General features: G+C 70.2%; 13 protein-coding genes. 5 read left to right on the forward strand and 8 right to left on the reverse strand.

The genetic code is table 11. The features are described from left to right. Entirely contained in the window at nucleotides 1-12,444 is a 12,444-nt protein-coding gene (locus ASD37_RS13940; protein WP_056551690.1) for a type I polyketide synthase, read from the reverse strand. Between the two features lie 196 nt (nucleotides 12,445-12,640). Between ASD37_RS13940 and ASD37_RS13945 the strand changes: the two genes are divergently transcribed. The 4 genes from ASD37_RS13945 to ASD37_RS13960 are packed head-to-tail and all read left to right on the forward strand — an operon-like array spanning nucleotide 12,641 to nucleotide 16,551. Next, nucleotides 12,641-14,122: a pyruvate, phosphate dikinase gene (locus tag ASD37_RS13945; RefSeq protein ID WP_082570134.1), complete on the forward strand. Its 1,482-nt coding sequence runs from the start codon at nucleotides 12,641-12,643 to the stop codon at nucleotides 14,120-14,122. Continuing rightward, nucleotides 14,119-14,688: a hypothetical protein gene (locus ASD37_RS13950; RefSeq protein ID WP_056551694.1), complete on the forward strand. Its 570-nt coding sequence runs from the start codon at nucleotides 14,119-14,121 to the stop codon at nucleotides 14,686-14,688. Before ASD37_RS13945 ends, ASD37_RS13950 begins: the two co-directional genes overlap by 4 nt. Nucleotides 14,689-14,710: 22 nt before the next feature. Beyond that, nucleotides 14,711-15,352, forward strand: a complete 642-nt coding sequence (locus ASD37_RS13955; protein ID WP_056551696.1) for a response regulator transcription factor — start codon at nucleotides 14,711-14,713, stop codon at nucleotides 15,350-15,352. 2 nt (nucleotides 15,353-15,354) lie between these two features. After that, nucleotides 15,355-16,551, forward strand: coding sequence for a sensor histidine kinase (locus ASD37_RS13960; protein ID WP_056551698.1), 1,197 nt, complete (start codon nucleotides 15,355-15,357; stop codon nucleotides 16,549-16,551). Between the two features lie 2 nt (nucleotides 16,552-16,553). Here ASD37_RS13960 and ASD37_RS13965 read toward each other — a convergent pair whose 3' ends face one another. Then, entirely contained in the window at nucleotides 16,554-17,129 is a 576-nt protein-coding gene (locus tag ASD37_RS13965; protein WP_056553288.1) for a TetR/AcrR family transcriptional regulator, read from the reverse strand. 92 nt (nucleotides 17,130-17,221) lie between these two features. On the opposite strand from ASD37_RS13965, the gene ASD37_RS13970 reads away from it, so the two are divergent. Continuing rightward, nucleotides 17,222-17,968 (forward strand): SDR family oxidoreductase, encoded by a 747-nt coding sequence (locus tag ASD37_RS13970; protein ID WP_056553290.1) that lies wholly within the window; start codon nucleotides 17,222-17,224, stop codon nucleotides 17,966-17,968. On the opposite strand, the gene ASD37_RS13975 is transcribed toward ASD37_RS13970, so the two are convergent. From ASD37_RS13975 to ASD37_RS14000, 6 genes are all read right to left on the reverse strand, one after another. Beyond that, entirely contained in the window at nucleotides 17,961-19,607 is a 1,647-nt protein-coding gene (locus ASD37_RS13975; RefSeq protein WP_056551700.1) for an HNH endonuclease signature motif containing protein, read from the reverse strand. The genes ASD37_RS13970 and ASD37_RS13975 overlap by 8 nt on opposite strands. A gap of 117 nt (nucleotides 19,608-19,724) precedes the next feature. Then, complete coding sequence (locus ASD37_RS13980) at nucleotides 19,725-20,144, reverse strand: thiol-disulfide oxidoreductase DCC family protein (protein WP_056551702.1); 420 nt, start codon at nucleotides 20,142-20,144, stop codon at nucleotides 19,725-19,727. A gap of 29 nt (nucleotides 20,145-20,173) precedes the next feature. Then, nucleotides 20,174-21,313: an acyl-CoA dehydrogenase family protein gene (locus ASD37_RS13985; protein ID WP_056551705.1), complete on the reverse strand. Its 1,140-nt coding sequence runs from the start codon at nucleotides 21,311-21,313 to the stop codon at nucleotides 20,174-20,176. Between the two features lie 11 nt (nucleotides 21,314-21,324). Further along, nucleotides 21,325-22,185 carry a DMT family transporter gene (locus ASD37_RS13990; protein ID WP_235568278.1) on the reverse strand — a complete coding sequence of 287 codons (861 nt, stop codon included), beginning with the start codon at nucleotides 22,183-22,185 and terminating at the stop codon, nucleotides 21,325-21,327. Nucleotides 22,186-22,200: 15 nt separating this feature from the next. After that, on the reverse strand, nucleotides 22,201-23,622 hold the full coding sequence (pntB, locus tag ASD37_RS13995) for a Re/Si-specific NAD(P)(+) transhydrogenase subunit beta (RefSeq protein ID WP_056551708.1): 1,422 nt from the start codon (nucleotides 23,620-23,622) through the stop codon (nucleotides 22,201-22,203). A gap of 3 nt (nucleotides 23,623-23,625) precedes the next feature. Further along, the gene (locus tag ASD37_RS14000; RefSeq protein WP_056551710.1) at nucleotides 23,626-25,158 is read right to left on the reverse strand and encodes a Re/Si-specific NAD(P)(+) transhydrogenase subunit alpha; all 1,533 of its coding nucleotides are present in this window, start codon (nucleotides 25,156-25,158) and stop codon (nucleotides 23,626-23,628) included. Nucleotides 25,159-25,163: the final 5 nt, after the last annotated feature.

The raw sequence follows: 25,163 nt of genomic DNA on the forward strand, positions 1-25,163 counted from the left end.
CTAGCCAGCATCGTCGTCGCTGAACGCCGCCAACAGATCCTGAAGGTCCATGTCGGCAATGTCCTGAGTGCGATCCGGCTCGTTCGACGCCGCCGCCTCGGCGGTGTCCGCACCGCTGCCCTGCGCGGCGAGGTTGAGCAGCATGTCGAGCACGCCGGCCTGCCGCAGCCGCTTGATCGGGATGGTGGCCACGACGCGCTGCAGTTCCTCGTCGACCGAGTTGGTCGCGGGGCCCTGCTGCTCCTCGCCGACGAGCTGGGTGCGGAAGTACTCCGCGATCGCCGCCGGGTTCGGATAGTCGAAGATCAGCGTCGGCGAGAGCGTCAGCCCCGTCGCCGCCTTCAACCGGTTGCGCAGCTCGACCGCGGTGAGAGAGTCGAAGCCGTGATCCTGGAACGCCAGATCCGGTGCGATCGACTGTGGGTTGGGCAGCCCGAGCACCGTGGCCATGTGCGACCGCACCAGGTCCAGCAGCAGGTCGAACTGCTCGTCGGTCGGCAGCCCCGAAAGGCGTTGCGACAGAGCCGAACGCGACTGTGCGGCGGCCAGCGAATCCCCGACCTGGCGGCGGGCCGGCCCCGAGATCAGCTCGACGAACATCGGCGGCAGCGTGCCCGCCGACGACTTGGTCCGCAGTGCCACCCGGTCGATCCGCGCGGGCACCAGGAACGGCTCGTCGACGGTCAGCGCCTCGTCGAACAGCGCCAGCGCGTCGTCGAGGCCCAGCGCCAGGATGCCGTCGCGGTTGAGCCGCGCCAGGTCGACGTCCTGAAGGTGGCCCGTCATGCCGCTGGCCTGCTCCCACAGCCCCCAACCCAGCGACATCGCCGGCAGGCCGTTGGCGCGCCGGTGGGCGGCAAGGGCGTCGAGATAGGCGTTGGCCGCCGAGTAGTTCGCCTGCCCAGACGCGCCGACCAGACCCGCCATCGACGAGAACATCACGAACGCCGACAGGTCGAGGTCACGGGTCAGCTCGTGCAGGTTCCACGCCGCGTCGACCTTGGACCGCAGCACCGCGTCCACCCGCTCCGGCGTCAGTGACGTCACCACCGCGTCGTCGATCACGCCTGCGGTGTGGATGACGGCCGACAGCGCGTGCTGGTGGTCGATCCCTGCCAGGGCCTTGGCGAGCGCGTCCCGGTCGGCGGCGTCCGCGGCGACCACCTGGACGTGGGCGCCCGCGTCGGTCAGCTCGGAGACCAACTCGGCAGCGCCGGGGGCGTCCGGCCCGCGGCGCGACAGCAGCACCAAGTGCCGCACGTCGTGGGTGGCGACGACGTGGCGGGCCACCGAGGCGCCCGCCATGCCGGTGCCGCCGGTGATCAGCACGGTGCCGTTCGCCCAGGCGTCCGGCATCGTCAGCACGACCTTGCCGATGTGGCGGGCCTGGCTGAGGTGCCGCAGCGCCGCCGGTGCCCGTCGCACGTCCCACGTCGAGATCGGCAGGGGGCGAAGCACTCCCGTGTCGCTCAGCTCGGCCACGCCCGTCAGGATCTTGCTCACGCCGTCCGCGCCCGCCTCGAAGAGGTCGAACGCGCGGTAGCGCACGCCGGGGTGATCCACGGCGACGGTGTCGGCGTCGCGGATGTCGGTCTTGCCCATCTCCAGGAAGGACCCGCCGCGCGGCAGCAGTCGCAGCGACGCGTCGACGAAGTCACCCGAGAGCGAGTCGAGCACCACGTCGACCCCTCGCCCGCCGGTGACGGCGAGGAACTTCTGCTCGAAGTCCAGGGTGCGGGAGTCGCCGATGTGGTCGTCGTCGAAGCCCATGGCCCGCAACGTGTCCCACTTCGGGCGGCTCGCGGTGGCGAACACCTCGAGGCCCCAGTGCCTGGCCAGCTGGACAGCGGCCATGCCGACGCCACCGGTGCCCGCGTGGATCAACACCGACTGGCCCGGCTGCACGTCGGCCAGCCCGCGCAGCGCGAAGAACGCCGTCGCGAAGCCGACCGTGAACCCGGCGCCCTGCGCATAGCCCCAGTCCGCGGGGATGGGCAGCACGACGCGGGCGTCTGTGGTGGCCATGGTGCCGGTGCCCTCGGGGAACAGGCCCATGACCCGGTCACCGACGGACACTTCGGTCACGCCTGGGGCGACCTCGACGACGATGCCCGCCGCCTCGATGCCCATGGAACCGCCGCCCGGGTACAACCCGAGGGCGATCATGACGTCGCGGAAGTTGGCGCCGATGGCGCGCACGGCCACCCGGATGCGGCCCGACTCCAGCGGCTCGTCGGCGTCCGGAATCGGTTGCAGGCTCAGGTCGTCGAACGTGCCCGACTCGGCGACCGTCAGCCGCCACGGCGCATTGTCGGCCGGGGGAGTCAGCAGCGACTCCGCGGCGCGGCTCGGCAGCACCCGGGCGGTGTGCAGAACACCGTCGCGGATGACCACCTGCGGTTCGCCGAGCGCCACGAGGGGCGCCGGGTCGACCTGATCCGAATCGGTGTCGACCAGGAGGACGCGCCCCGGGTGCTCCGTCTGCGCGGCCCGCACCAGACCCCATACCGCGGCACCGGCCAGATCCGTGACGTCCTCACCGGGCATGGCGACGGCCCCGCGGGTCGTCACCACCAGGGTGGACGGCGGGCTGGCTTCAGAGCTCTCGGCGAGCCACGACTGCAGCCGCTCGAGCGCGACGTGCGTTGCGCCGTACACGCCGGCCAGCTCGTCGGATTCGCTTGTCGCGGCGACCGATTCGAACACCACGACCTCGGCGTCGGAGTCGGCCTGCTCGACGGCGGGTGTGGCCGGCGACCACACCACCTCGAACAGTTCACCGCCGCCTGTGCCGCCGACCGCGGCGGCCAACTGCTGGGCCGTCACCGGCCGGGCCACCATCGCCTCGACCGACAGCACCGGAAGGCCGAGCCCGTCGGCCAGGTCGATCGACATCGAGCTGGTCCCGTTGGGTGCGAGGCGTGCGCGGACCGCCGACGCGCCTGACGCGTGCAGCGACACCTTCTGCCAGGAGAACGGCAGGGCCATCTCGCCCTCGTTGTCCTCGCGGCTCATCACCACCGCGTGCAGCGCTCCGTCGAGCAGCACCGGATGCACGCCAAAGCCTCCTGCCTGCAGCTCCTGCGGGATGGCCACCTCGGCGAACACCTCGTCGCCCCGGCGCCACATCGCCTTCAGGCCGCGGAACGCCGGACCGTATTCGTAACCCCTTGCCGAGAGCTCGGCGTAGGCGTCTGCCACGTCGACCTCGCGGGCGCCGACCGGCGGCCAGATCGACAGGTCCGAACCGGGTGCCGACGACGCGACGCCCAGCTCACCCTCGGCGTTGAGGATCCACTGCGCCGAATCCTGTTGCGCGCGTGAGAAGATCGACACGACGCGGCCGCCGGCCTCGTCGGCCTGGCTCACCACGACCTGCACGGCGACGCCCTCGGCGGGCAACACCAGCGGCGCGTGCAGCATCAACTCGTCCACGACGTTGCAGCCCACTTCGTCGCCCGCCCGGATGGCCAGCTCGACGAACCCGGCGCCGGGGAACAGCACGACGCCGGCGACCGCATGGTCGGCCAGCCAGGGCTGGGTCGACGTAGACAGGCGACCGGTCAGCACCACGCCGCCGGTCTCGGGGGATTCGACGACCGCGCCGAGGAGCGCGTGGTCGGTGCGGCCGAGGCCGAGGCCGGTGGCGTCGGTCGAGCCGGATCCGCCGCTGGTCAGCCAGAAGCGTCGCCGCTGGAAGGCATAGGTCGGCAGGTCGAGCAGTCGACCGCCGGTGCACGCCGCCTGCCAGTCCACCTCGACGCCGGAGACCGACAGCTCGGCCAGCGCGGTGACCAGGGTCTTTGGCTCGGGAACGTCCTTCTTCAGCGTCGAGACCGTGACCGGCTCGGACTCGGCAAGCGACATCGCGATCGTCGCCGTCAGGCCGCTGGCCGGACCCACCTCGACGAAGCGTGTGACGCCCGCCGCCGCGAGGAACCGGGCGCTGTCGTCGAAGCGGACCGCCTCGAGGATGTGGCTGGCCCAGTACGGCGCGGTCGCGAAGTCCTGACCCGCCAGCTCGCCGGTCACGTTGGAGACGATCGGAATCCTCGGCTCCGCCAACGACATTCCGCCGGCGACGGTGTTGAACTCCAGCAGCATCGGTTCCATCAGCGTCGAGTGGAAGGCATGCGAGACCGCCAGCTGATGCACCCGGCAGCCCGTGGCCTTGGCCTCCTCGGCGATCGCCAGGACGGCGTCCTCCGGACCGGAGATGACGATCGAGTCGGGGCCGTTGACCGCCGCGATGCCGACGCCGTCGCGCAGCAGCGGCCGCATCTCGGCTTCGCTCGTCGCGATGGCCACCATCGCGCCACCCTCGGGCAGCCGCTGCATGAGCCTGCCGCGCGCGGCCACCAGGGCGGCCGCGTTCTCCAGCGACAGCACCCCGGCGACGTGCGCCGCGGTCAGTTCACCGATCGAGTGCCCGAGCACGTAATCGGGCTCGATGCCCCACGATTCGAGCAGCCGGAACATCGCCACCTCGACGGTGAACAGCGCGGGCTGCGCGTACTCCGTCGAATCCAGCACGGCCGCATTGCTTCCCCACATGACGTCGCGGATCGGCCGCAGCAGGTGGCGGTCCAGTTCCGTGGTCACGGCGTCAAATGCCGCGGCGAAGACCGGGAATTCGGCGTGCAGCTCGCGGCCCATGCCGAGCGCCTGCGCGCCCTGCCCCGGGAACACGAACGCGGTCTTGCCCGATCCGGTGGCGCGGCCGCGGACGGTGCCCGCGCCCGGCTGGTCGTCGGCGAGAGCCGTCAGCTCCGCCAGCAGCTCGTCGCGGTCGGCGCCGAGCATGACGGCGCGGTGGGCGAACGAGGACCGACCGCCAAGCGTCCAGCCGACGTCAAGGGCGTCGAGGTCCGGGTGGGCACCGAGGTGACCGGCGAGGCGGCGGGCCTGATCGGCAAGGGCCTCAGGCGTCTTCGCGGACAACGCCCACGGCACGACGGCTGGCCGACGCGCCTCGACGACGGGGGCCGCCGACGGCGGGGCCTGCTCGATGATGACGTGCGCGTTGGTGCCGCTGATGCCGAACGACGACACGCCGGCCCGGCGAGGCGAGCCGTTCTCGGGCCACGGCTGTGCCTCGGTCAGCAGCGCGACCGAACCCATGGTCCAGTCGACGTGCGGCGTCGGCTGGTCGACGTGCAGCGTGGCGGGCAACTGCTCGTGCCGCATCGACTGCACCATCTTGATGATTCCGGCGACGCCAGCGGCGGCCTGGGAGTGACCCATGTTCGACTTCACCGAGCCGATCCACAGCGGATGGCGACGGTCCTGGCCGTAGGTCGCCAGCAGCGCCTGCGCCTCGATCGGATCACCGAGCGTGGTGCCGGTGCCGTGTGCCTCGACGACGTCGACGTCGGCCGCGGTCAGCCCGGCGTTGGCCAGCGCCGAACGCAGCACGCGCTGCTGCGACGGTCCGTTCGGCGCGGTGAGCCCGTTGGACGCACCGTCCTGGTTGATCGCCGAGCCGCGCACCAACGCCAGCACCTGGTGGCCGTTGCGCTGGGCGTCGGCCAGCCGCTCGACGACGAGAATGCCGCCGCCGTCGGCGAATCCGGTGCCGTCCGCCGCACCGGCGAACGACTTGCAGCGGCCGTCGGACGACAAGCCGCGCTGCCTGCTGAACTCCACGAAGATGTCCGGCGCCGCGTTGACGGTGACGCCGCCTGCGAGCGCGAGGTCGCACTCACCGGTGCGCAGGGCCTGCGCGGCCATGTGCAGGGCGACCAGCGACGACGAACACGCGGTGTCGATCGACACGGCCGGACCCTCGAGTCCGAGCACGTAGGACACCCGGCCCGACGCGACGCTGGAGGCCTGACCGGTCAGCCGGAAGCCCTCCGCACCCTCGGCGCCGACGCCGTAACCCTGGGCGTACACGCCTGCGAAGACGCCGGTGGCGCTGCCGCGCAACGACGCCGGGTCGATGCCGCCGCGCTCCAGGCTTTCCCACGCCAGCTCGAGGAACAACCGCTGCTGCGGGTCCATGGCCAGCGCCTCGGTCGGGGATACCCCGAAGAAGCCGGGATCGAAGTCGGCGGCGTTGTCGATGAAGCCACCAGTGCGCGCGTAGGACTTGCCGGGAGCGTCGGGGTCGGGGCTGAACAGTCCCGCGAGGTCCCAACCACGGTCGGTCGGGAAGTCGGTGAGGACGTCGCGACCGGCGGCGACCATGTCCCACAACGCCTCTGGTGAGTCGACACCACCGGGGTAACGGCAGGCCATGCCGACGATTGCGATCGGCTCGTCGGCGACCGACGCGCTCGCGGCGGTCGCGGCGACCTCTTGCGGTGCGCCTGCGAGTTCCTGGCGGATGTAGCCCGCCAACGCCAGCGGGGTCGGGTAGTCGAAGATCAGTGTCGGCGAAAGGGCCAGTCCCGTCGCCGTCTTCAGGCGGTTGCGCAGTTCGACGGCGGTCAACGAGTCGAAGCCGTGGTCGGAGAACGCCAATTCGGCGGTGATCGCCTCGGGCTCGGTGTTGCCGAGTACGGCTGACATGTGTGACCGCAGCAGGTCGAGGATCAGCGCCTGCTGCGCCTGTTCGGTCAGGCCGTGCAGCCGTTGTGCAAGAGCGGACTTGGACTTGGCGGCGACCAGGGAGTCGTCGACGCGTCGCCGGGCCGAGGTGTTGGCCAGCTGGGCGAACATCGGAGGCAGCAGCCCCTCGGCGGACTTGGCCCGCAGCGCAGCGCGATCGATCCGGACCGGTGCGAGCAGCGGTTCACCCACCACGAGCGCCGAGTCGAACAGCGTCATGGCGTCGCCGGTCGACATCGCGAGGATCCCGTCGCGACCCAACCTGCTGAGGTCGGCGTCGGCGAGGTGCCCGGTCATGTCGCTGGCCTGGTCCCACAGACCCCACGCCAGCGAGGTGGCGGGCAGCCCGTGAACGCGGCGGTGCGCGGACAGGGCGTCGAGGAAGGTGTTGGCGGCGCAGTAGTTGGCCTGCCCGGCCGAACCCACGACACCTGCCATCGACGAGAACATCACGAAAGCCGCGACATTCGTCTCGCGGCTCAGCTCGTGCAGGTTCCACGCGGCGTCGACCTTGGCGCGCAGCACCGGGTCGACGCGCTCGGGCGTCAGCGATCCCACGACGGCGTCGTCGAGCACACCGGCGGCGTGCACGATCGCCGACAGCGGCTGGTCGAGGCCGTCGAGGACCGTCTGCAGTTCGGCGCGGTCGGCGGCGTCCGCGGCGAGCACCCGGACCTTCGCACCCGTGGCGCTCAGCTCGGCGACCAACTCGGTGGCGCCGGGGGCGTCCGGACCACGGCGGGACAGCAGTACCAACTGCCGCACACCGTGATTGGCCACGACGTGGCGGGCCACCGCGGAGCCGGCCATACCGGTACCGCCGGTGATCAGCACGGTGCCGCGGGTCCATGCGTCGGGCATGGTCATCACGATCTTGCCGACGTGGCGGGCCTGGCTCAGGTGCCGAAGGGCGGCGGGCGCGCGCCGGATGTCCCACGTGGTCACCGGAAGTGGCGTCAGGATGCCCTCTTCGAACATCCTGGACAGCTCGACGATGTACTCGTGCATCCGCGGGCGACCCGGTTCGAAGAGGTCGAAGGCGCGGTAGCGGACACCGGGGTGGGCCGCGGCGACGGTGTCGGCGTCACGGATGTCGGTCTTGCCCATCTCCAGGAACGAGCCGCCGCGGGGGAGCAGCCGCAGCGAGGCGTCGACGAAGTCGCCGGCCAGCGAGTCGAGCACGACGTCGAAGCCGCGGCCGTCGGTGACCTCGGCGAACTTCTGCTCGAAGCCGAGGGAGCGGGAGTCGCCGATGTGGTCGTCGTCGAAGCCCAACGCCCGCAACGTGTTCCACTTGGGTTGGCTGGCGGTGGTGAAGACGTCCAGTCCCCAGTGCCTGGCCAGCTGGACGGCGGCCAGGCCGACGCCACCGGTGGCGGCGTGGATCAGGATCGACTGGCCGGGCTGCACGTCGGCCAGTTCCCGCAGGCCGTAGTACGCCGTGGTGAAGACCACAAGGGTGGCCGCGGCCTCGGCGTCGGTCCAGCCGGTGGGGATGGGCGCGACGAGGCGGGCGTCGGCCTGCACCAGCGTGCCGGTGCCCTCGGGGAAGAGCCCCATCACCCGGTCGCCGACCGCGAAGTCGGTCACACCGTCGCCGACGTCGACCACCACGCCGGCGCCCTCACTGCCGAGCAGTGCGTCGTGGGTGAACATGCCGAGGGTGATCATCACGTCGCGGAAGTTGGCCGCGACGGCGTTCATCTCGACGCGAATGTGCCCCGCGCGCAACGGTTCGTCGGAGTTCGGAACTTCTTCGAGCGCCAGGTTGTCGAACGTGCCCGCGGTGGCGATGCCGAGCCGCCACGGCTTGCCCGAGGTCGGAGGTTGCAGCACCGCGTCCACGCCGCGGCTGCGTACGACACGGGCGACGTGGAACGCGCCGTTCCGCACGACGACCTGCGGCTCGCCGATGGCGAGCACGGCCGGAACGTCGACGGCCACGTCCGGGTTGCCGGTCGCGTCGACCAGCACGATGCGGCCGGGGTTCTCGGTCTGTGCCGCGCGGACCAGACCCCACACCGCGGAGCCGGCCAGATCGGTGACGTCCTCACCGGGCAGGGCGACAGCCCCGTGGGTGACGACGACCAACGTGGCGGCGGACGGCTCGGCCAACCACGACTGCAGGCGCTCCAGTGCGCGATGCACCGTGGCGTGCACCTTGGTGGCGACGTCGGCGGAATCGTCTGCCACCGACGAGGATTCGTAGACCACGGACTCGACGGGCGCGGCGCCCTCGGGTGCCGCGACCGCGGACCATTCGACCTCGAAGAGTTCGCCGTCGGCGCTGGCCTGGCCCACCAACGCCAGTTGCTCGGCGCTGACGGGACGGGTGGTCATCGAGCCCACCGACAGGACGGGCAACCCCAATCCGTCGGCCAGGTCGATCGACACCGAATTCGGGCCAACCGGAGCGATTCTCGCGCGCACCGACGACGCCCCGGCGGCGTGCAGGGCGACCTGCTGCCACGAGAAGGGAAGTGCGAGTTCGTGATCCTCGACCGCCAGCGCGATGGCGTGCATCGAGGCGTCCAGCAGCACCGGGTGGACGCCGAAGTCGCCCGACTGGACGTCCTGCGGGATGGTGACCTCGGCGAACACCTCGTCGCCGCGGCGCCACATGGCGGTGAGCGCGCGGAAGGCCGGGCCGTACTCGTAACCGCGGGCTGCGAGCGTCTCGTAGGCGTCGCTGACGTCGGTGGCCACCGCACCAGCGGGCGGCCATGCCGAGAGGTCAGCCGTCGGCGCCTGCTCGGCCGATCCGACGACGGCTTCGGCGTGCAGTAGCCAGGCCGCTTCGGGGTCGTCGGGATGGGAGTAGACCGACACCGTGCGGGATCCGGACTCCTCGGCGGCCCCGACCAGGACGCGGATCTGCACTCCGGACGGCGCCACCACCAGCGGCGCCTGCAGGGTCAATTCCTCGACTGTCCCGCAACCCACCTCGTCGCCCGCGCGGATCACCAGCTCGACGAATCCGGCACCGGGGAAGAGGATTACACCGCCTACGGCGTGATCGGCCAACCACGGTTGCGTCGCCACGGCCAGGCGTCCGGTCAGCACGACCTGACCGGTCTCCGGCACCTCCACGACGGCGCCGAGAAGCGCGTGCGCCGCCCCGTTGAGCCCGAAGCCCGTGGCGTCGGAAGCTCCGCTGCCGCCGGCGGACAACCAGAAGCGGCGACGGTCGAAGGCGTAGGTGGGCAGCTCGACGAGGTGGCCGCCGTCGCACGTCGCGCGCCAATCCACGGAGATGCCCGACGTGAACGCCTGTGCGGCCGAGGTGAGGAAGCGGTCCCAGCCGCCCTCGTCGCGGCCGAGGGTCGGGACGACGACGGGATCGGTTGCGGCGTCGGTGCAGTCGCGAACGGTGTCCTCGATGCCCGCGATGAGTGCCGGGTGCGGACTGGTCTCGACGAAGGCGCGGTAACCGTGAGCGGCCGCGGCCCTGACCGCCTGGTCGAACTGCACGGTCTGGCGGATGTTGCGGTACCAGTAGTCGGCGTCGAGGGTGGCGGTGTCGACGAGATCGCCTGTGACGGTGGAGAAGAACGCGGTGCGCGTCGACGTGGGTGCCAGACCCGCGAGTGCGTCCTGCAGTCGTCCGTCGATGGCCTCGACCTGAGCCGAGTGCGACGCGTAGTCGACGTCGATGCGGCGGGCGCGGATCTCCAGCGCTTCGCACTGCGCCATCAGGGCGTCCAGTGCGGACGTCTCGCCGGAGACCACGACGGCGGAGCGCCCGTTGATCACGGCGATATCGGCCTGGTCGGAGCGGATGTCCAAGCCCGACAACAGTTCTCGAGCGCGGTCGACACCGCACGCGAGCGACACCATGCCTGCCGACCCGGACAGCTCGACCAGCAGCTTGCTGCGCAGGGCGACGACCTTGGCGGCGTCGCGCAGCGACAGCGCGCCCGCGACGTGGGCGGCGGCGATCTCACCCTGTGAGTGACCGATGACGGCGTCGGGGGTGACGCCGACCGAACGCCACAGCTCGGCCAACGACACCATGACGGCGAACAACGCGGGCTGCACGACGTCGACGCGGTCCAGGCCGGGCGCACCGGCCTCCCCGCGCAGTACGTCGAGCAATGACCAGTCCACGAACTCCGCAAGCGCTTCCGAGCAGGCGGTCAGCTTGTCGGCGAAAACCGTTGAGGCGGACATCAATTCGATGCCCATCCGGATCCACTGGCTGCCCTGGCCCGGGAAGACGAAGGCGACCTTGCCGACGGGGGTGGCCGTGCCACGGATCACCCGCGTGATGTCGGCGTCGGACGCCACCTCCGAGAGGCCGGCGAGCAGCTGGTCGCGGTCGGTGCCGAGGACGACGGCGCGGTGCTCGAAGGACGTGCGTCCCGCCAGCGTCCATGCGACGTCGCGGTCGTCGAGGCCGGCGTGAGTGGCCAGATGGTCGGTCAGGCGGGTGGCCTGCCCGCGCAGGGCGGTCGCGGACTTCGCGGACAGCACCCACGGAAGCACCCCGGGTGCGGGAGCCGCCTCGGGCTCGGCCTCCACCGGTGGCGCCGATTCGACGATGACGTGGGCGTTGGTGCCACTGATGCCGAACGACGAGATGCCTGCACGGCGCGGGGTGGCGCTGGCGGGCCACGGCTGCGCTTCGGTGAGCAGCGAGACCGCCCCCATGGTCCAGTCGACGTGCGGGCTTGGCTCGTCGACGTGCAGGGTCACGGGCAGCGTCTCGTGCTGCATCGACATGATCATCTTGATGACACCCGCGACGCCCGCCGCGGCCTGGGTGTGGCCCATGTTGGACTTCACCGAGCCCAGCCACAGCGGCTGCGTGCGGTCCTGGCCGTAGGTGCCCAGCAGCGCCTGCGCCTCGATGGGATCCCCGAGTGGGGTTCCCGTGCCGTGGCCCTCGACCACGTCGACCTGAGCGGCCGTCAGGCCCGAGTTGGCGAGTGCCGCGCGCACGACGCGCTGCTGTGACGGTCCGTTCGGCGCAGTTAGGCCGTTCGACGCGCCGTCCTGGTTGACCGCCGAGCCGCGCACGACGGCGAGCACCGGGTGTCCGAGCCGCTGGGCGTCGGAGAGCCGCTCGACGACGAGCACGCCGCCGCCCTCGGCCCAGCCGACGCCGTCGGCCGCTCCCGCGTAGGGCTTGCAGCGACCGTCGGCGGCCAGCCCGCGGTGGCGGCTGAACTCGACGAAGATCGTTGGGGTGGCGTTGACGGTCACACCGCCGGCCAGGGCCATGTCGCATTCGCCGAGGCGTAGCGCCTGCACCGCCTGGTGCAGCGCCACCAGCGACGAGGAGCAGGCGGTGTCGATGGACACGGCCGGACCCTCGAGGCCCAGCACGTAGGCCACCCGACCGGACGTCACGCTCGACGTCATGCCGGTCAGCCGGTAGCCCTCGATGCTGTCGTTGGACATGCCGTAACCGCCGGCGATGACGCCCGCGAACACGCCCGTCGCGCTGCCCCGCAGCGAGGTCGGGTCGACACCGGCGCGCTCGAGCGCCTCCCACGACAGCTCGAGGAGCATGCGTTGCTGCGGGTCCATGGCGAGGGCTTCGCTCGGCGCGATCCCGAAGAAGCCTGCGTCGAAGTCGGCGACGTCGGTGACGAAGCTGCCCGCGCGCGCGTAGGACTTGCCTGGTGCGTCTGGGTCGGGGTCGTACAGGCTGGCAACGTCCCAGCCGCGGTCGTCGGGGAGCTCGGTGGCCACGTCGCGGCCTTCGGCGACCATGTTCCACAGGTCTTCGGGGGAGTTCACGCCGCCGGGGAACCGGCACGACATGCCAACGACGGCGATCGGCTCGCCAGAACGCTCGAGAAGGGCCCGGTTCTGGGTCTTCAGCCGGTCGTTCTGGACGAGGGCCCGGCGGAGCGCCTCGGTGGCATTGGCGAGTTGATCGGCCATACGATGTGAAACCCCTGTCTGGACCACTGTCTATACAGCGACCCACAAGTATTCGGTACGACGTGTTCGTTGGATGAGCCTAGAAGCCTCCAGCGGTGCACGGCGAACCGTGACCGTTCATTGTGTTCCTTCCGGTGACGTCGGGTAACCCGCACGTGCATACACTCGGGCGTTCCCTTCGAGACGACTAGGCGAGATGAGTGGTCACGCGATGACGATCGGCGCAGGTAGCCGGCACGCAGTCCCGTTGGACGGCGAGCTGACCGGCGCCGCGCGACTGGCCGTCGGGGGCAAGGGCCGTGCGGTCGCCGCGATGGCGGCGCTGGGTCTGGCCGTACCTCCTGCGTTCTGCGTGACCTCCGACTGGAGCGACGACGATCCCTCCGCACTGGTCGACCGCCTGTGGCAGGACGTACTGGACGGGCTGAAGGTGCTGGAGGAACGCACCGGGCGGACGTTCGGTGCCGGCCCGCGACCGCTGCTGCTGTCGGTCCGCAGCAGCGGGGACACGTCGATGCCCGGCATGCTCGAGACCGTCCTGAACGTCGGCCTCGACGACGCGGTCGTCGAGGCGCTCGGCAAGGAGTATTCGGTGGGGTTCGCCGAGGACACCCGTGAGCGCTTCCGACGCGGCTATCGGCGCGCGGTGGGGGTCGAGGCGCCAGGCCAACCGTTGGCGCAGTTGCGCGGAGCCGTCGAGGCGGTCGCGTCGTCCTGGTCGTCCAGCCGGGTCGACGCCTACCGTGCGCACCGCGGACTCGAACGCGGCGGCATCGCAATCCTGTTGCAGGCCATGGTCTTCGGTAATCTCGACGCCCAATCGGGCACCGGGGTGCTGTTCACCCGCGACCCGGCCACCGGGGCGTCGACCCCGTTTGGCGAATGGCTCCCCGCCGCCCAGGGTGACGACGTGGTGTCCGGCACCAGCGACTGCGAACCCCTGTCGGCGATGCGGGACCGGCTTTCCGCCGCGTACGACGAGTTGGTCGAGGCCGGCGCGCGTCTCGAACGGCTCGGCGCCGACGTGCAGGACGTCGAGTTCACCGTCGAGGCAGGCAAGCTGTGGCTGCTGCAGTCCCGGGTGGCGCAGCGCTCGCCGCGGGCGGCGCTGCGGCTGGCGCTGACCTTCCGCGACGAGGGTCTCGTCGACGACGCCGAGGTGATCGAACGGGTGACACCGGAGCAGCTCGCGACGATCCTGGCGGTGCGATCGGCCCCGAGTGGGCCGCCGTTGGCGACCGGCGCCGCCGCCTGCCCCGGAATCGCGTCCGGCCTGGTCTGCACCACCAGTGACGACGCCATCGCCGCGGCCGACGCGGGCCGTGACGTCATCCTGGTGCGCCCGACGACCAGCCCGGACGACGTCGCCGGGATCATGGCCGCCAACGGGGTCGTCACCGAGGTGGGCGGCGCCAGCAGCCACGCCGCCATCGTCGCGCGCGAACTCGGCATTCCTGCGGTCGTCGGCTGCGGAGTGGGGCTGACCGCATCGCTGGCGGGGTTGACCGTCACGGTCGACGGCGATGCCGGCGAGGTGCGGGCAGGCGAATCCGCCGCGTCGGAGTCGGTGCTCAGCCCCGAACTGTCGAGGTTCGCCGACATCGTGCGGGCGGCGGTCCCCGACGTCGTCGGCGATCTGCAGGCCATGCATCGGGTCGCAAGGTCGGCACGCCGGTGAGCGACGCCGACGAGCTGGCGCTGCTGCAGACCCTCCGGCTCAAGGGCCGGATCGCTCGGGCCGAGCTGCCAGGTCCCGTCGACGACTGTGTCGTAGCCGGACTGCTGGTCGACGCCCCGATGGTCCGGCTGACCGACGCGGGCCGGGCCCGGTTGGTTGAACTGCTCGCCGACGAGCGCGCCGTCGTCGACCACGACGCGGCGGACCGGGTGTACGAACGGTTCCTCGTCGTCAACGGCGGCGTCAAACCCCTGATCTCGCAGTGGCAGCTGACGAGGGACGCGGCTGGGCCCGACGAGGTGACCGCCGTCCTGGATCGCCTCGACGAGCTGCACCGCGAGGTGGTGCCGGTCGTCGCGGCGGCGAGCGAGCTGGTCCCCCGGCTCGGCGCGTACGCGGATCGCCTCGACGCCGCCCTGCGCCGGGCGCGCGACGGTGACATGTCCTGGTTGACCCGCCCGATGGTCGACTCGTATCACACGGTGTGGTTCGAACTGCACGAAGAACTGATCGGCCTGGCCGGGCGGACGCGCGCCACCGAGGCCGAATCCGGAAGCGGCGACTGACCCTTCATGCGAAGCTGGCGGCGTGACGGCTGAGAAGGTGCGCGTGGTGGTGGGTGACGACCATCCGCTTTTCCGCGACGGAGTGGTCAGGGCACTGAGCGCCAGTGGGTCGATCGACGTGGTCGCCGAGGCGGAGGACGGTGTCGCCGCCCTTGCGCTGATCCGCGAGCACGGGCCTCGGGTCGCGCTGTTGGACTACCGCATGCCCGGTCTGGACGGCGCCCAGGTGGCCGCCGCGGTGCGCCGCGACCAGTTGCCGACCCGGGTGCTGCTGATTTCCGCGCACGACGAGTCGGCGATCGTCTACAACGCCCTGCAGGAGGGTGCGGCCGGTTTCATCTCCAAGGAGTCCAGCCGCTCCGAGCTGGTCGCCGCCGTACTGAGTTGCGCCAAGGGCCACGACGTCGTCGCCCCGAGTCTGGCTGCCGGGTTGGTCGGTGAGATCCAGCGTCGCAACGAGTCCAGCGCCCCCGCGCTCAGCGCCAGGGAGCGTGAAGTGCTCGGCTACATCGCAGGCGGACAGACCATCCCCGCGATGGCCAAGGAGATGTTCCTGGCGCCGTCGACGGTGAAGACCCATGTGCAACGGCTCTACGAGAAGCTCGGTGTGAGCGATCGGGGCTCCGTGGTCGCCGAGGCGATGCGCCGCGGATTGCTGGAATAGCCGTGGACCGCGCGTCTCGGCAGCTCGTCGACTACTTCGCCGCCGAACCCGTCCGCGTCTCGGCGCTGCTGCGGCTTCCGCTGATCGGTCTGATTGGCTTTCTGGTGTGGATCTGGGAGGTCGACAGCTGGCTGCCCGAGGTCTACGCGGCCATCCTCGGGGCGTACTCGATCGCCGCCGTGCTGTGGGCGGTGGCGGTGTTCCGTGGGCCGGTGCCGACGTGGGGTGGCCGGTTGTCCACCGGGGTCGACGTGCTCGCGGTGGTCGCGCTGTGCGTGGTGTCCGGCGGGGCGACGGCGGCGTTGCTCCCGGTGTTCTTCCTGCTTCCGCTGTCGGTGGCCTTCGGTGACCGGCCCGTGTTCACCGGTGTCCTCGGGATCAGCACGGCGGCATGCTATTTGGGCGCGTGGATCATCTACTCGAAGCGCGACGACCACGTGGGATTGCCCGACGTGGTCTATCTACAGGTCGGCTTCCTGGTCTGGCTGGCGGTGGCCACGACCGCCCTGTGCTTCGTGCTGACCCGGCGCGCGGCGAGGGTGGCGGCGCTGCTGGACGTGCGCCGCAGGCTGGTGGCCGAGTCGATGCAGGCCGACGAACGAACCAACCGGGAGCTCGCGGAGCACCTGCACGACGGCCCGCTGCAGACGCTGCTCGCCGCTCGTCTGGAGCTCGACGAGGTGCGCGACCGCATGCCAGACCCCGCGCTGGACATGGTGTACGCGGCGCTCAACGACACCGCGGCCGGGTTGCGGTCGACGGTGACGGCGCTGCATCCCCAGGTGCTGGCCCAGCTGGGTTTGACGCCGGGAGTGCGAGAGCTGGTGCGCCAGCACGAAAGTCGAGGCGACGTCGTCATCGACGCAGAGCTGGAGGAGGTCGGCAAGCCCGTCTCGCAGCCGCTGCTGTATCGGGCGGCGCGCGAACTGCTCGCCAACGTGCACAAGCACGCCGGCGCGCACGAGGTCACCATCCGGATGTACCGCAAGGGGGACCGCGTGGTGATCACGGTGGCCGACGACGGCGCGGGCTTCGAGCCGTCGATCGTCGACCAGCGGGTGGCCGAGGGTCACATCGGGCTGGCGTCGCTGCAGGCCCGGTTCGACGCGATGGGCGGTGCGATGTCGATCGATTCGGGCGTCGGCCGTGGCACCGTGGTGACGGTGACGTCGCCGCCTGAGGATCTAAAACCCGTTTGACCTCAACGCTTTTGGAATACCCCGGCCGTGGCCAGGACTACCCGGGCGCGGGCGCGCTGCGGATCGTCGCCGAACCGGTCGATGGCCCACGAGATCGCCGTGACGAGTTCGAAGAGTTCGTCGGCCGTGACGTTGGCCAAGGCCGACCCGTCCGCCTTGGCGCGGTCGAGGAAGTGGCGGGTGCGGTCGGTGAGGCGCGCGGTGACGTCCTGCACCGGTGACGTGTCGTCCTCGATCGACGTGGCGATGCAGGTTGGCAGGTCGTTCCAGATGCGGAGTTGCCATGCGACGCGTTGAAGCCACTCGCGCAGCGCGTCGTCGGCCGACAGCTTGTGCTCCAATTCGGCTGAGCTGTCGATGATTTCGACGATGCTCTTCTCGATCACCGCGGCCAGCAGGTCGTTTCGGGTGGGAAAGTTCCGATACAGGGTGGCGTTACCCACGCCGGCGGCCGTGGCGATCCCGTCGATCGGCGCGAAGATTCCCTCGGCGTCGAATATCGCAAGCGCGGCGCTGAGAATCGCGTCGCGATTGCGCTGGGCGTCTGCGCGCAGCGGCCGAGACGTCTGCGTGGCCACGGACACACCCCTTGCGTAAGTGGGGATACTCCCCACATAATCGAAATGGGGAATGGCCCCACTTAGTGCATGACTTTACCGCAGGAGTGACGATGGCAGAGCGACTCGACGGGCGAACGGTGTTGGTGACCGGCGCGAATGGCGGTCTCGGTGAGCAGTTCGTGCGGCAGGCCCTCGAGCGTGGCGCCACGAAGGTCTACGCAACGGCGCGTACGCCGAGGGAGTGGGGCGACGAGCGCATCGTGGCGTTGGCGCTCGATCTGACCGATCCGGCGTCGGTGGCCAGCGCGGCCGATTTCGCGTCGGACGTCGACCTGGTGGTGAACAACGCGGCCATCTCGCCCGCCGACGACGTGTCGGTCGCCACTGGCGACGAGGAGATGACCCGGCGCATCTTCGAGACCAACTACTACGGGAACCTGCGCGTCGCCAAGGCGTTTGCGCCGGTGCTGGCCGCCAACGGCGGCGGCGCACTGATCAACGTGTTGTCGCTGGCGGCGTGGCTTCCCCTGCCAACGGCGTATGCGGCGTCCAAGGCCGCCATGTGGTCGGCGACGAATGCGCTCCGCAGCGAACTGGCCCCGGCCGGCACCACTGTCACGGGAGTCATCGTCGGGATGGTCGACACGGCCATGTCGGCCCGGTTTGAGATGCCTAAGGTGACCGCCGCGAGCGTGGTGGAGCAGGCCTACGACGGTGTCGTGCAGGGTACGTTCGAGGTGCTCGCCGACGAGGACTCCCGCGACGTGAAGGCCCGGATGAACGGTTCTGCCGAGGACCTCAGCGCATACCTCGTCGCGAAGCTCGAGGCCTTCTACGCCGACCTCGGCGCTAGCTAGCTTCGTTGAGCTCGCGTTCGCGTTGGATGCGGTTGGCGCGGTCTTGGGCGCGGGTGGTCTTGCGGCGCGGCATGGTCAGCCCTGCGGTGTGTGCCCTTGGGACTTTCGAGGCGACCACTGTTGCGGTGGGCTCGCTGAGTTCGGGGAAGAGCAGGCGGCTGCCCGGTGTGGTGATGTAAGTGCGGCCGCCGGGCGCAGTCCAGATTATGGTGCCGTCGTCGAGTTGCTTTTCGCGCCAACCGCTTTGGCCGCCCCAGAACGTTTTGAGCAAGTGATGTCTTCGGCATAGGCATTTCAGGTTGGATGCCGCGGTCGGCCCGTAGGGCCACGGGATCGTGTGGTCGACGTCGGTATGGGTGGCGGGTACTTTGCAGCCGGGGAAGCGGCAGGTCAGGTCGCGGCAACGGACGAAGTCGGCCAGCTTCTTGGAGGGTCGGTATCGGGGTTCCGGTGGTGCCTGTCCGGGGTGGACGATCGGGGTGATGGTGGCCCCGACGGTGGCGCGGCAGGCGATGGCGCCGGGGAGGAACTGTCCACCCATCAGGGCGGCGGGCCGCAGGCTGGCCAACCGACCCGGGGTGGGGGTGAGGGCTTCGGTGAGGGTCAGGTCGCGCAGCGGCTTGCTGAACAGGGCTGGGGGTTCGCCGTCGAGGGCGGTGCGCTCGTCGGCGGGGTCGGCGTGGATGTCCTCGCGCGACTCAGCATGTGGCGCAGCGTCACTCGGGCGGTCGGCGCTGCCCTTCACGACGTCTTCTGCGCCTTCGGGAGCATCGTCAGGCCCTTGATTGGCTGGCCCATCAGGCTGTAGCGGCTGGGCTGGTGCTTCGGGTTCACGGAGGGTGTCCGCGCTCGCGATCACGTAGACCACCACCCCGGTGGAGGGTGGGTTCTCGCCGGCCGGGCAGTCGTCGGTGTTGCAGAGGCAGGCCAGGCGGTCGTTGCCGTGGGACATGGCTCCGATGGCGTCGGCACGGCGTTGGTCCTTGGTCCGGGGGTCGGCGGGGCACACGGTCTTGGCGACGGCACTCAACCGGGCGTCGAAGGCCTTCGCGTCGGTGGCGAACAAAGTCGCAAACACCGTGGCCATCCCGCTGCCGTCGTCGTCGCCGACGTCCACCGACCGGCCCCGGGCACGGGTCTCGGTGCGATGCACAGCGTGCGGGTCGACCTGCGCGACGAACGCGTCCACGGTCTTCTCCAGAGTGGCCACCGACATCGGCTCCCGGGTGCTCAGCGCCTCGGCCAACAACGTGTCCAACTCGTGCAGGGCGTCCGGGTCGACGACGAGGGCGCCGCGCTGCACCACGATCCGCACCAACTGATAGGTGATGAGCCCTTCGGCGAACACCGCGGCGACCAGTGGGAACCGCTCGTGCAGCGCCACGGCGATGAGCAGCTGATTGGACGCGGCGCCATGAGTGATCCGCTGGGCGGCGCCGATGTGGGCGGCGACGGCGTCCCAGGTGTCGGTGCACCACAAATCCCGCTCGGCGGAGCCGTCGGCGGCGCAGGCGGCCTGGAACATGGATGCCATCGCCGCAACGCGACGGGCACAGGCGGCGGACTCCACCCGCGACCACGACTCCACCGCACCGGCACCCGAGGTGCCGGCCGTGGAAGCCACCAACGAATCGAACATGCATTCGAATCTATCGGTGTCAAGCGTCCGCCGCCAGAGGTGTCAGCAAATCTGTGGATGAATCAACGGGCTGTGCATAACTCCCGCGTCCAGGCGCGAAAATGTCGGGGCCACCTGCTACGCGATGAACCGCGCCCGCACCTCAGGCGCGGGGAGCGCACACGAATCCACCCTGCCGAACACCCGGTAGCGAATGGCCGCGAAGCGGTCGTAGAGCCCGTCGCGCACCGGCGCCGGTACCACCCGGGCCCCTGCCCCGAGTGCCTGCCACGGACCGCCGAGGTACTGCGCCACGTGAAGAGCGGCCTCCGAGCGCACCGTGACGCGCTCGTCGGGGCTCTCCGGGTTCTCGACGTAGACGACCGAGTCCACGCCGGCCAACTCCGGATGGCGTTGCAGCACCGCGGCACCGAAGTCACTTTCGAGCGCGGCGAATCGCATCTCGTGGCGTCGGTCTACCCGCAGAATGAACTGCACGGCGCCGTCGCAGAAACCGCACGTGCCGTCGTACAGAAGGACGGCTGGGTTACTCGTCATACTTCAGGTCTACCCCGTTTTGGGGAGGCCTACGTTGTGAGGCTGCGCGCAATGACCAGGCGCTGAATCTGGTTGGTGCCCTCGAAGATCTGAGTGATCTTGGCTTCGCGCATGTAGCGCTCGACGCGGTAGTCGCGGGTGTATCCGGCACCACCGAAGACCTGGACGGCGTCGGTGGTGACCTTCATCGCCGCATCGGTGGCCACCATCTTCGCCACACTGGCCTGCGTCGAGTACGGCTGGCCGAGGTCGCGGCGACGAGCCGCGTCTAGGTAGGTGGCCCTGGCACTTCCGACCGCTGCGGCCATGTCGGCAAGTAGGAAGCCGAGGCCCTGATGGTCGATGATCTTGCGGCCGAACGTGGTTCGCTCGTTGGCGTACCGGCTCGCGTCGTCCAAGGCGGCCTGGGCGATGCCGGTTGCCACCGCGGCGATGCCCAGTCGACCGGCGTCGAGCGCGCTGAACGCGATCTGCAGCCCCTGGCCCTCGGCGCCGATGCGGCGGTCGGATTCGATCACGGCATCGTCGTAGAACGCCGTCGTCGTCGGGATGGCGGCGAGGCCCATCTTCTCCTCGGGCTTGCCGAAGCTCAGCCCGGGCAGGTCACCCGGCACCAGGAAGCACGAAATGCCCTTCGACCCTTCGCCGGTCCGTGCGAACAGCGTGTAGAAGTCCGCGATTCCACCGTGGGTGATCCACGACTTGGTCCCGTTCAGCGCGTAACCACCGTCGGTGGGCACCGCTGAACACCGAAGCGCGGCAGCATCGGATCCGGCCTGCGGCTCGGACAGGCTGTATGCGCCAATTCGACTGCCGGACAGCATGTCTGGAAGCCAGCGCTGCTTCTGCTCGTCGGTGCCGAACGTCAGCAGCGGGTGCGACGACAGGCTGTGCACGCTGACCGCGACGGCGACGGCGGCCCAACGGGCGGCGATCTCCTCGAGCACCTGGAGGTAGACCTCGTAGGGCTGCCCGCCGCCACCCCACTCCTCGGGCTGCGGCAGGCTGAGCAACCCCGCAGCGCCGAGTTGGGCGAAGACGCCGTCGGGATAGGTCTCGGTGCGCTCGTGCTCGTCGACGATCGGGTCCAGGATCTTGTCGGCGACGTCGCGGGTCAGCGCGATGAGTTCGGCGGCCTCGTCCGAGGGGAGCAGGCGGTCGACCGGCATGGTTGCATCTCCTAGTTTCCGTTGGAGCCAACTGTATCGCCGCGTTCCGCGCTGACCACCAGCGCCGCCATCACCAGCGCGATCCCGGCGACCTCTGCGATCGTCGGCCGCTGTGCCAGCGCGACGACACCGACGACGGCGGCCGTCGCCGGCAGCAGTGCCAGCAGCAGCGCGAACCGCGCCCGGCCCATCCGCCGCAGCACCACCTGGTCGAGCCCGTACGGAACGGCAGTCGACAGCACGCCCACCGCGGCGCCCAGCGCCCACACGCGCGGGTCGGCGAACACCGAGGGGTCCGAGCTCAGCTGGCCGAACAAGAGCGGCGCGGCGAGCACAACGGCGGCGACCGCCATCCCGACGGCCAGCGAGTCCAGCCCCGAACCGGCGTCGGCGACCCGCTTGCCGACCAGGATGTAGCCGGCCCACAGCGCCGCGGCGAGCAGCGCGAAGCCGACGCCCGCCGGGTCGACGCCGAGTTGTGCTCCCGCCACCAGGACGACGCCGATGCCCGCCAAGACGATGGCGACCAGGTCCCGGACCCGCCGTGACCCCAGCACGGCCACTGCCACCGGACCGATGAACTCGATCGCAACCGCCGTGCCCAAGGGGATTCGGGCGATCGCCTCGAAGAACGTGACGTTCATCGCGACCGTGACGACGCCGAAAGCGCCCGCCGTGGCAATCGAGCGACGGGTCCAGCGCGTCCGCCACGGCCGTCGCCAGGCCAGCAGTGCCACCGCCGCCGCCGCCGCGCGAAGCCACGCCACCGACGCGGGATCGGTCGTCTCGAACAGGAACACCCCGACGGCGGCACCGACGTACTGCGACACTGCGCCGACGACGAAGAACAGCGGCGTCGACCACGCGGGCACGCGGGTCACCGCGGGCTACAGCGCGGCGTTGATGGCGTCCACGCGGTCCTTGGCGTCGCCGAAGAGCATCTGGGTGTTCTCGCGGAAGAACAGCGGGTTCTGCACGCCTGCGTAGCCGGAGGCCATGGAGCGTTTGAACACGATGACGTTGTCGGCGTTCCAGACCGTCAGCACCGGCATGCCGGCGATCGGGCTGCTGGGATCGTCGGCCGCGGCCGGGTTGACGGTGTCGTTGGCGCCGATGACGAGCACGACTGAGGTGTCGTCGAAGTCGTCGTTGATCTCGTCCATCTCAAGCACGATGTCGTAGGGCACCTTGGCCTCGGCGAGCAGCACGTTCATGTGGCCGGGCAGACGACCCGCGACGGGGTGGATGCCGAACCGGACGGTGATGCCGCGGTCACGCAGCTTGCGGGTCAGGTCGGCGACGCCGTACTGGGCTTGGGCGACGGCCATGCCGTAGCCGGGGGTGATGATGACCGAGCTGGCGGAGGTGAGCAGTTCGGCGGCGCCGTCGGCGGTGATCTCGCGGTGCTCGCCGTAATCCTTGTCCTCGGCGGGGCCGGCCTCGATGCCGAAGCCACCGGCGATGACGGAGATGAAGGACCGGTTCATCGCCTTGCACATGATGTAGGACAGGTAGGCACCGGAGGAGCCGACGAGCGCGCCGGTGACGATCAGCAGGTCGTTGGACAGCAGGAAGCCCGACGCCGCGGCCGCCCAGCCGGAGTAGCTATTGAGCATCGACACCACCACGGGCATGTCGCCGCCGCCGATGGAGGCCACCAGGTGCCAGCCGAGCAGCAGGGCCAGGGCGGTGACGACGATGAGCAGCCACAGCGCCGGGCTGATGACGAACCAGACGGTGAGCGCGAAGAACAACACCAGCGCGCCGATGTTGAGGAAGTTCTTGCCGGGCAGCATCAACGGCGTGGACTTGATGCGCGCGGAGAGCTTGAGGTTGGCGACGATCGACCCGGTGAAGGTGACCGCGCCGATGAACACGCCGATGAAGACCTCGGCGGAGTGGATGCCGAGCAGGTTCTGGCCGTCCAGGACCGCGGCTTCGGCGCCCGAGAGGTCACCTTCGACGTGGAGGTAGCCGTTCCAGCCGACCAGCACCGCGGCCAGGCCGACGAAGCTGTGCAGCAGGGCGATCAGCTCGGGCATGCCGGTCATCTCCACGACGCGGGCGCGCCACAGACCGATTGCGGCACCGATCGCCATCGCGCCGACCAGCAGGGCGATGCCCAGTGGCTCGATGTGGCGGCTGATGGCCAGGGCGATGGTGGCGATCAGTGCGACGGCCATGCCGGCCATGCCGAAGCTGTTGCCCGACCGCGACGTTTCGTGCTTCGACAACCCGGCCAGGGCCATGATGAACAGCAAGGCCGCGACGACGTAGGCCGCGGTGGCGGCCGTTTCCAGGGTGAACATGGGTCAGCTCCTCGAGAACATGGCCAGCATGCGACGCGTCACCGCGAAGCCACCGAAGACATTGATGCTTGCCAGCAGAATCGCGACCGTCGCCAGCGACGTGACGATCACGTCGCCGTGGCCGATCTGCAGCAGGGCGCCGACGACGATGATCCCGGAGATCGCATTGGTCACCGACATCAGCGGCGTGTGCAGGGCGTGGTGGACGTGTCCGATGACGTAGTAGCCGATCACGATGGCTAGCGCGAAGACGGTCAGGTGCACCTGCAGCGCGGCCGGGGACAGTGCGATCAGCACGAACAGCACCGCGGCGGCGGTGAACGTGATGCCAAGGCGGCGGGCTGCCGTCATCGGTTCCTTGACCGGCTTCGCGACGACGGGCGCGGCGGCGGCGGCCGCCGGTGCGGCCGACACCTGCACCGGCGGTGGCGGCCAGGTGGTCTCGCCGTCGCGTACGACGGTCACCGAGCGCTGCACCACGTCCTCGAAGTTCAGGGTGAGCTGCCCGTCCTTCTCGGGGGTGAGCAGCTTGAGCAGGTTGACCAGGTTGGTGCCGTAGAGCTGGGACGCCGTCGCGGGCAGGCGCCCGGCGAGATCGGTGTAGCCGATGATGGTCACGCCGTTGTCGGTGACGATGGCCTGATCCTTGACGGTGCCCTCGACGTTGCCGCCGTTGGCCGCGGCCATGTCGACGATCACGCTGCCGGACTTCATGGAGGCGACCATCTCGGCGGTGATGATGCGGGGCGCGGGGCGGCCGGGGATCAGGGCGGTGGTGATGATGATGTCGACGTCGCCGGCCTGTTCGGCGTACAGCTCCGCCTCGCGGACCTTGTAGTCGTCGCCCATCTCCTTGGCGTAGCCGGTGGCCGAGACCTCGGCGGCCTCCTTGTCCACGTACAGGTACTCCCCGCCGAGGGACTTGACCTGGTCGGCGACCTCGGGTCGCGGGTCTGTGGCCCGCACGATGGCGCCCATGCTGCCTGCGGCGCCGATCGCGGCCAGTCCCGCCACGCCCGCGCCGACGACGAGCACCTTGGCCGGGGGCACCTTGCCCGCCGCGGTCACCTGGCCGGTGAAGAACCGGCCGAACGCGTGCGCGGACTCGACGACGGCCCGGTATCCGGCGATGTTGGCCATCGACGACAGCACGTCCAGTGACTGGGCGCGGGAGATGCGGGGCACGGCGTCCATGGCGAGCACCGTGATCGGGCGGGCCGAGAGCTTCTCGACCAGCTCCGGGTTCAGCGCCGGTGAGATCAGGCTGACCAGTGTTGCGTGGTCCTGGAGTTTGGCGATCTCGTCGACCTCACCGTGCAAGGGTGCGTTGACCTTCAGCACTACCTGCGCGGCCCAGGGATCGCCGACGTCGGCGCCCGCCTCGACGTAGGCGGCGTCGGAGAAGCTGGAGGCATCACCCGCGCCGGACTCGACGACGACGGAGTAGCCCAGCTTGAGGAGCGCTCCTACGGTCTGCGGTGTGGCGGCGACACGCGTCTCACCCGCGTGAGACTCGCGCGGAATCCCGATCTGCATCCGAA

It is taken from the genome of Mycobacterium sp. Root135 (assembly GCF_001426545.1).
Lineage (GTDB): Bacteria > Actinomycetota > Actinomycetes > Mycobacteriales > Mycobacteriaceae > Mycobacterium.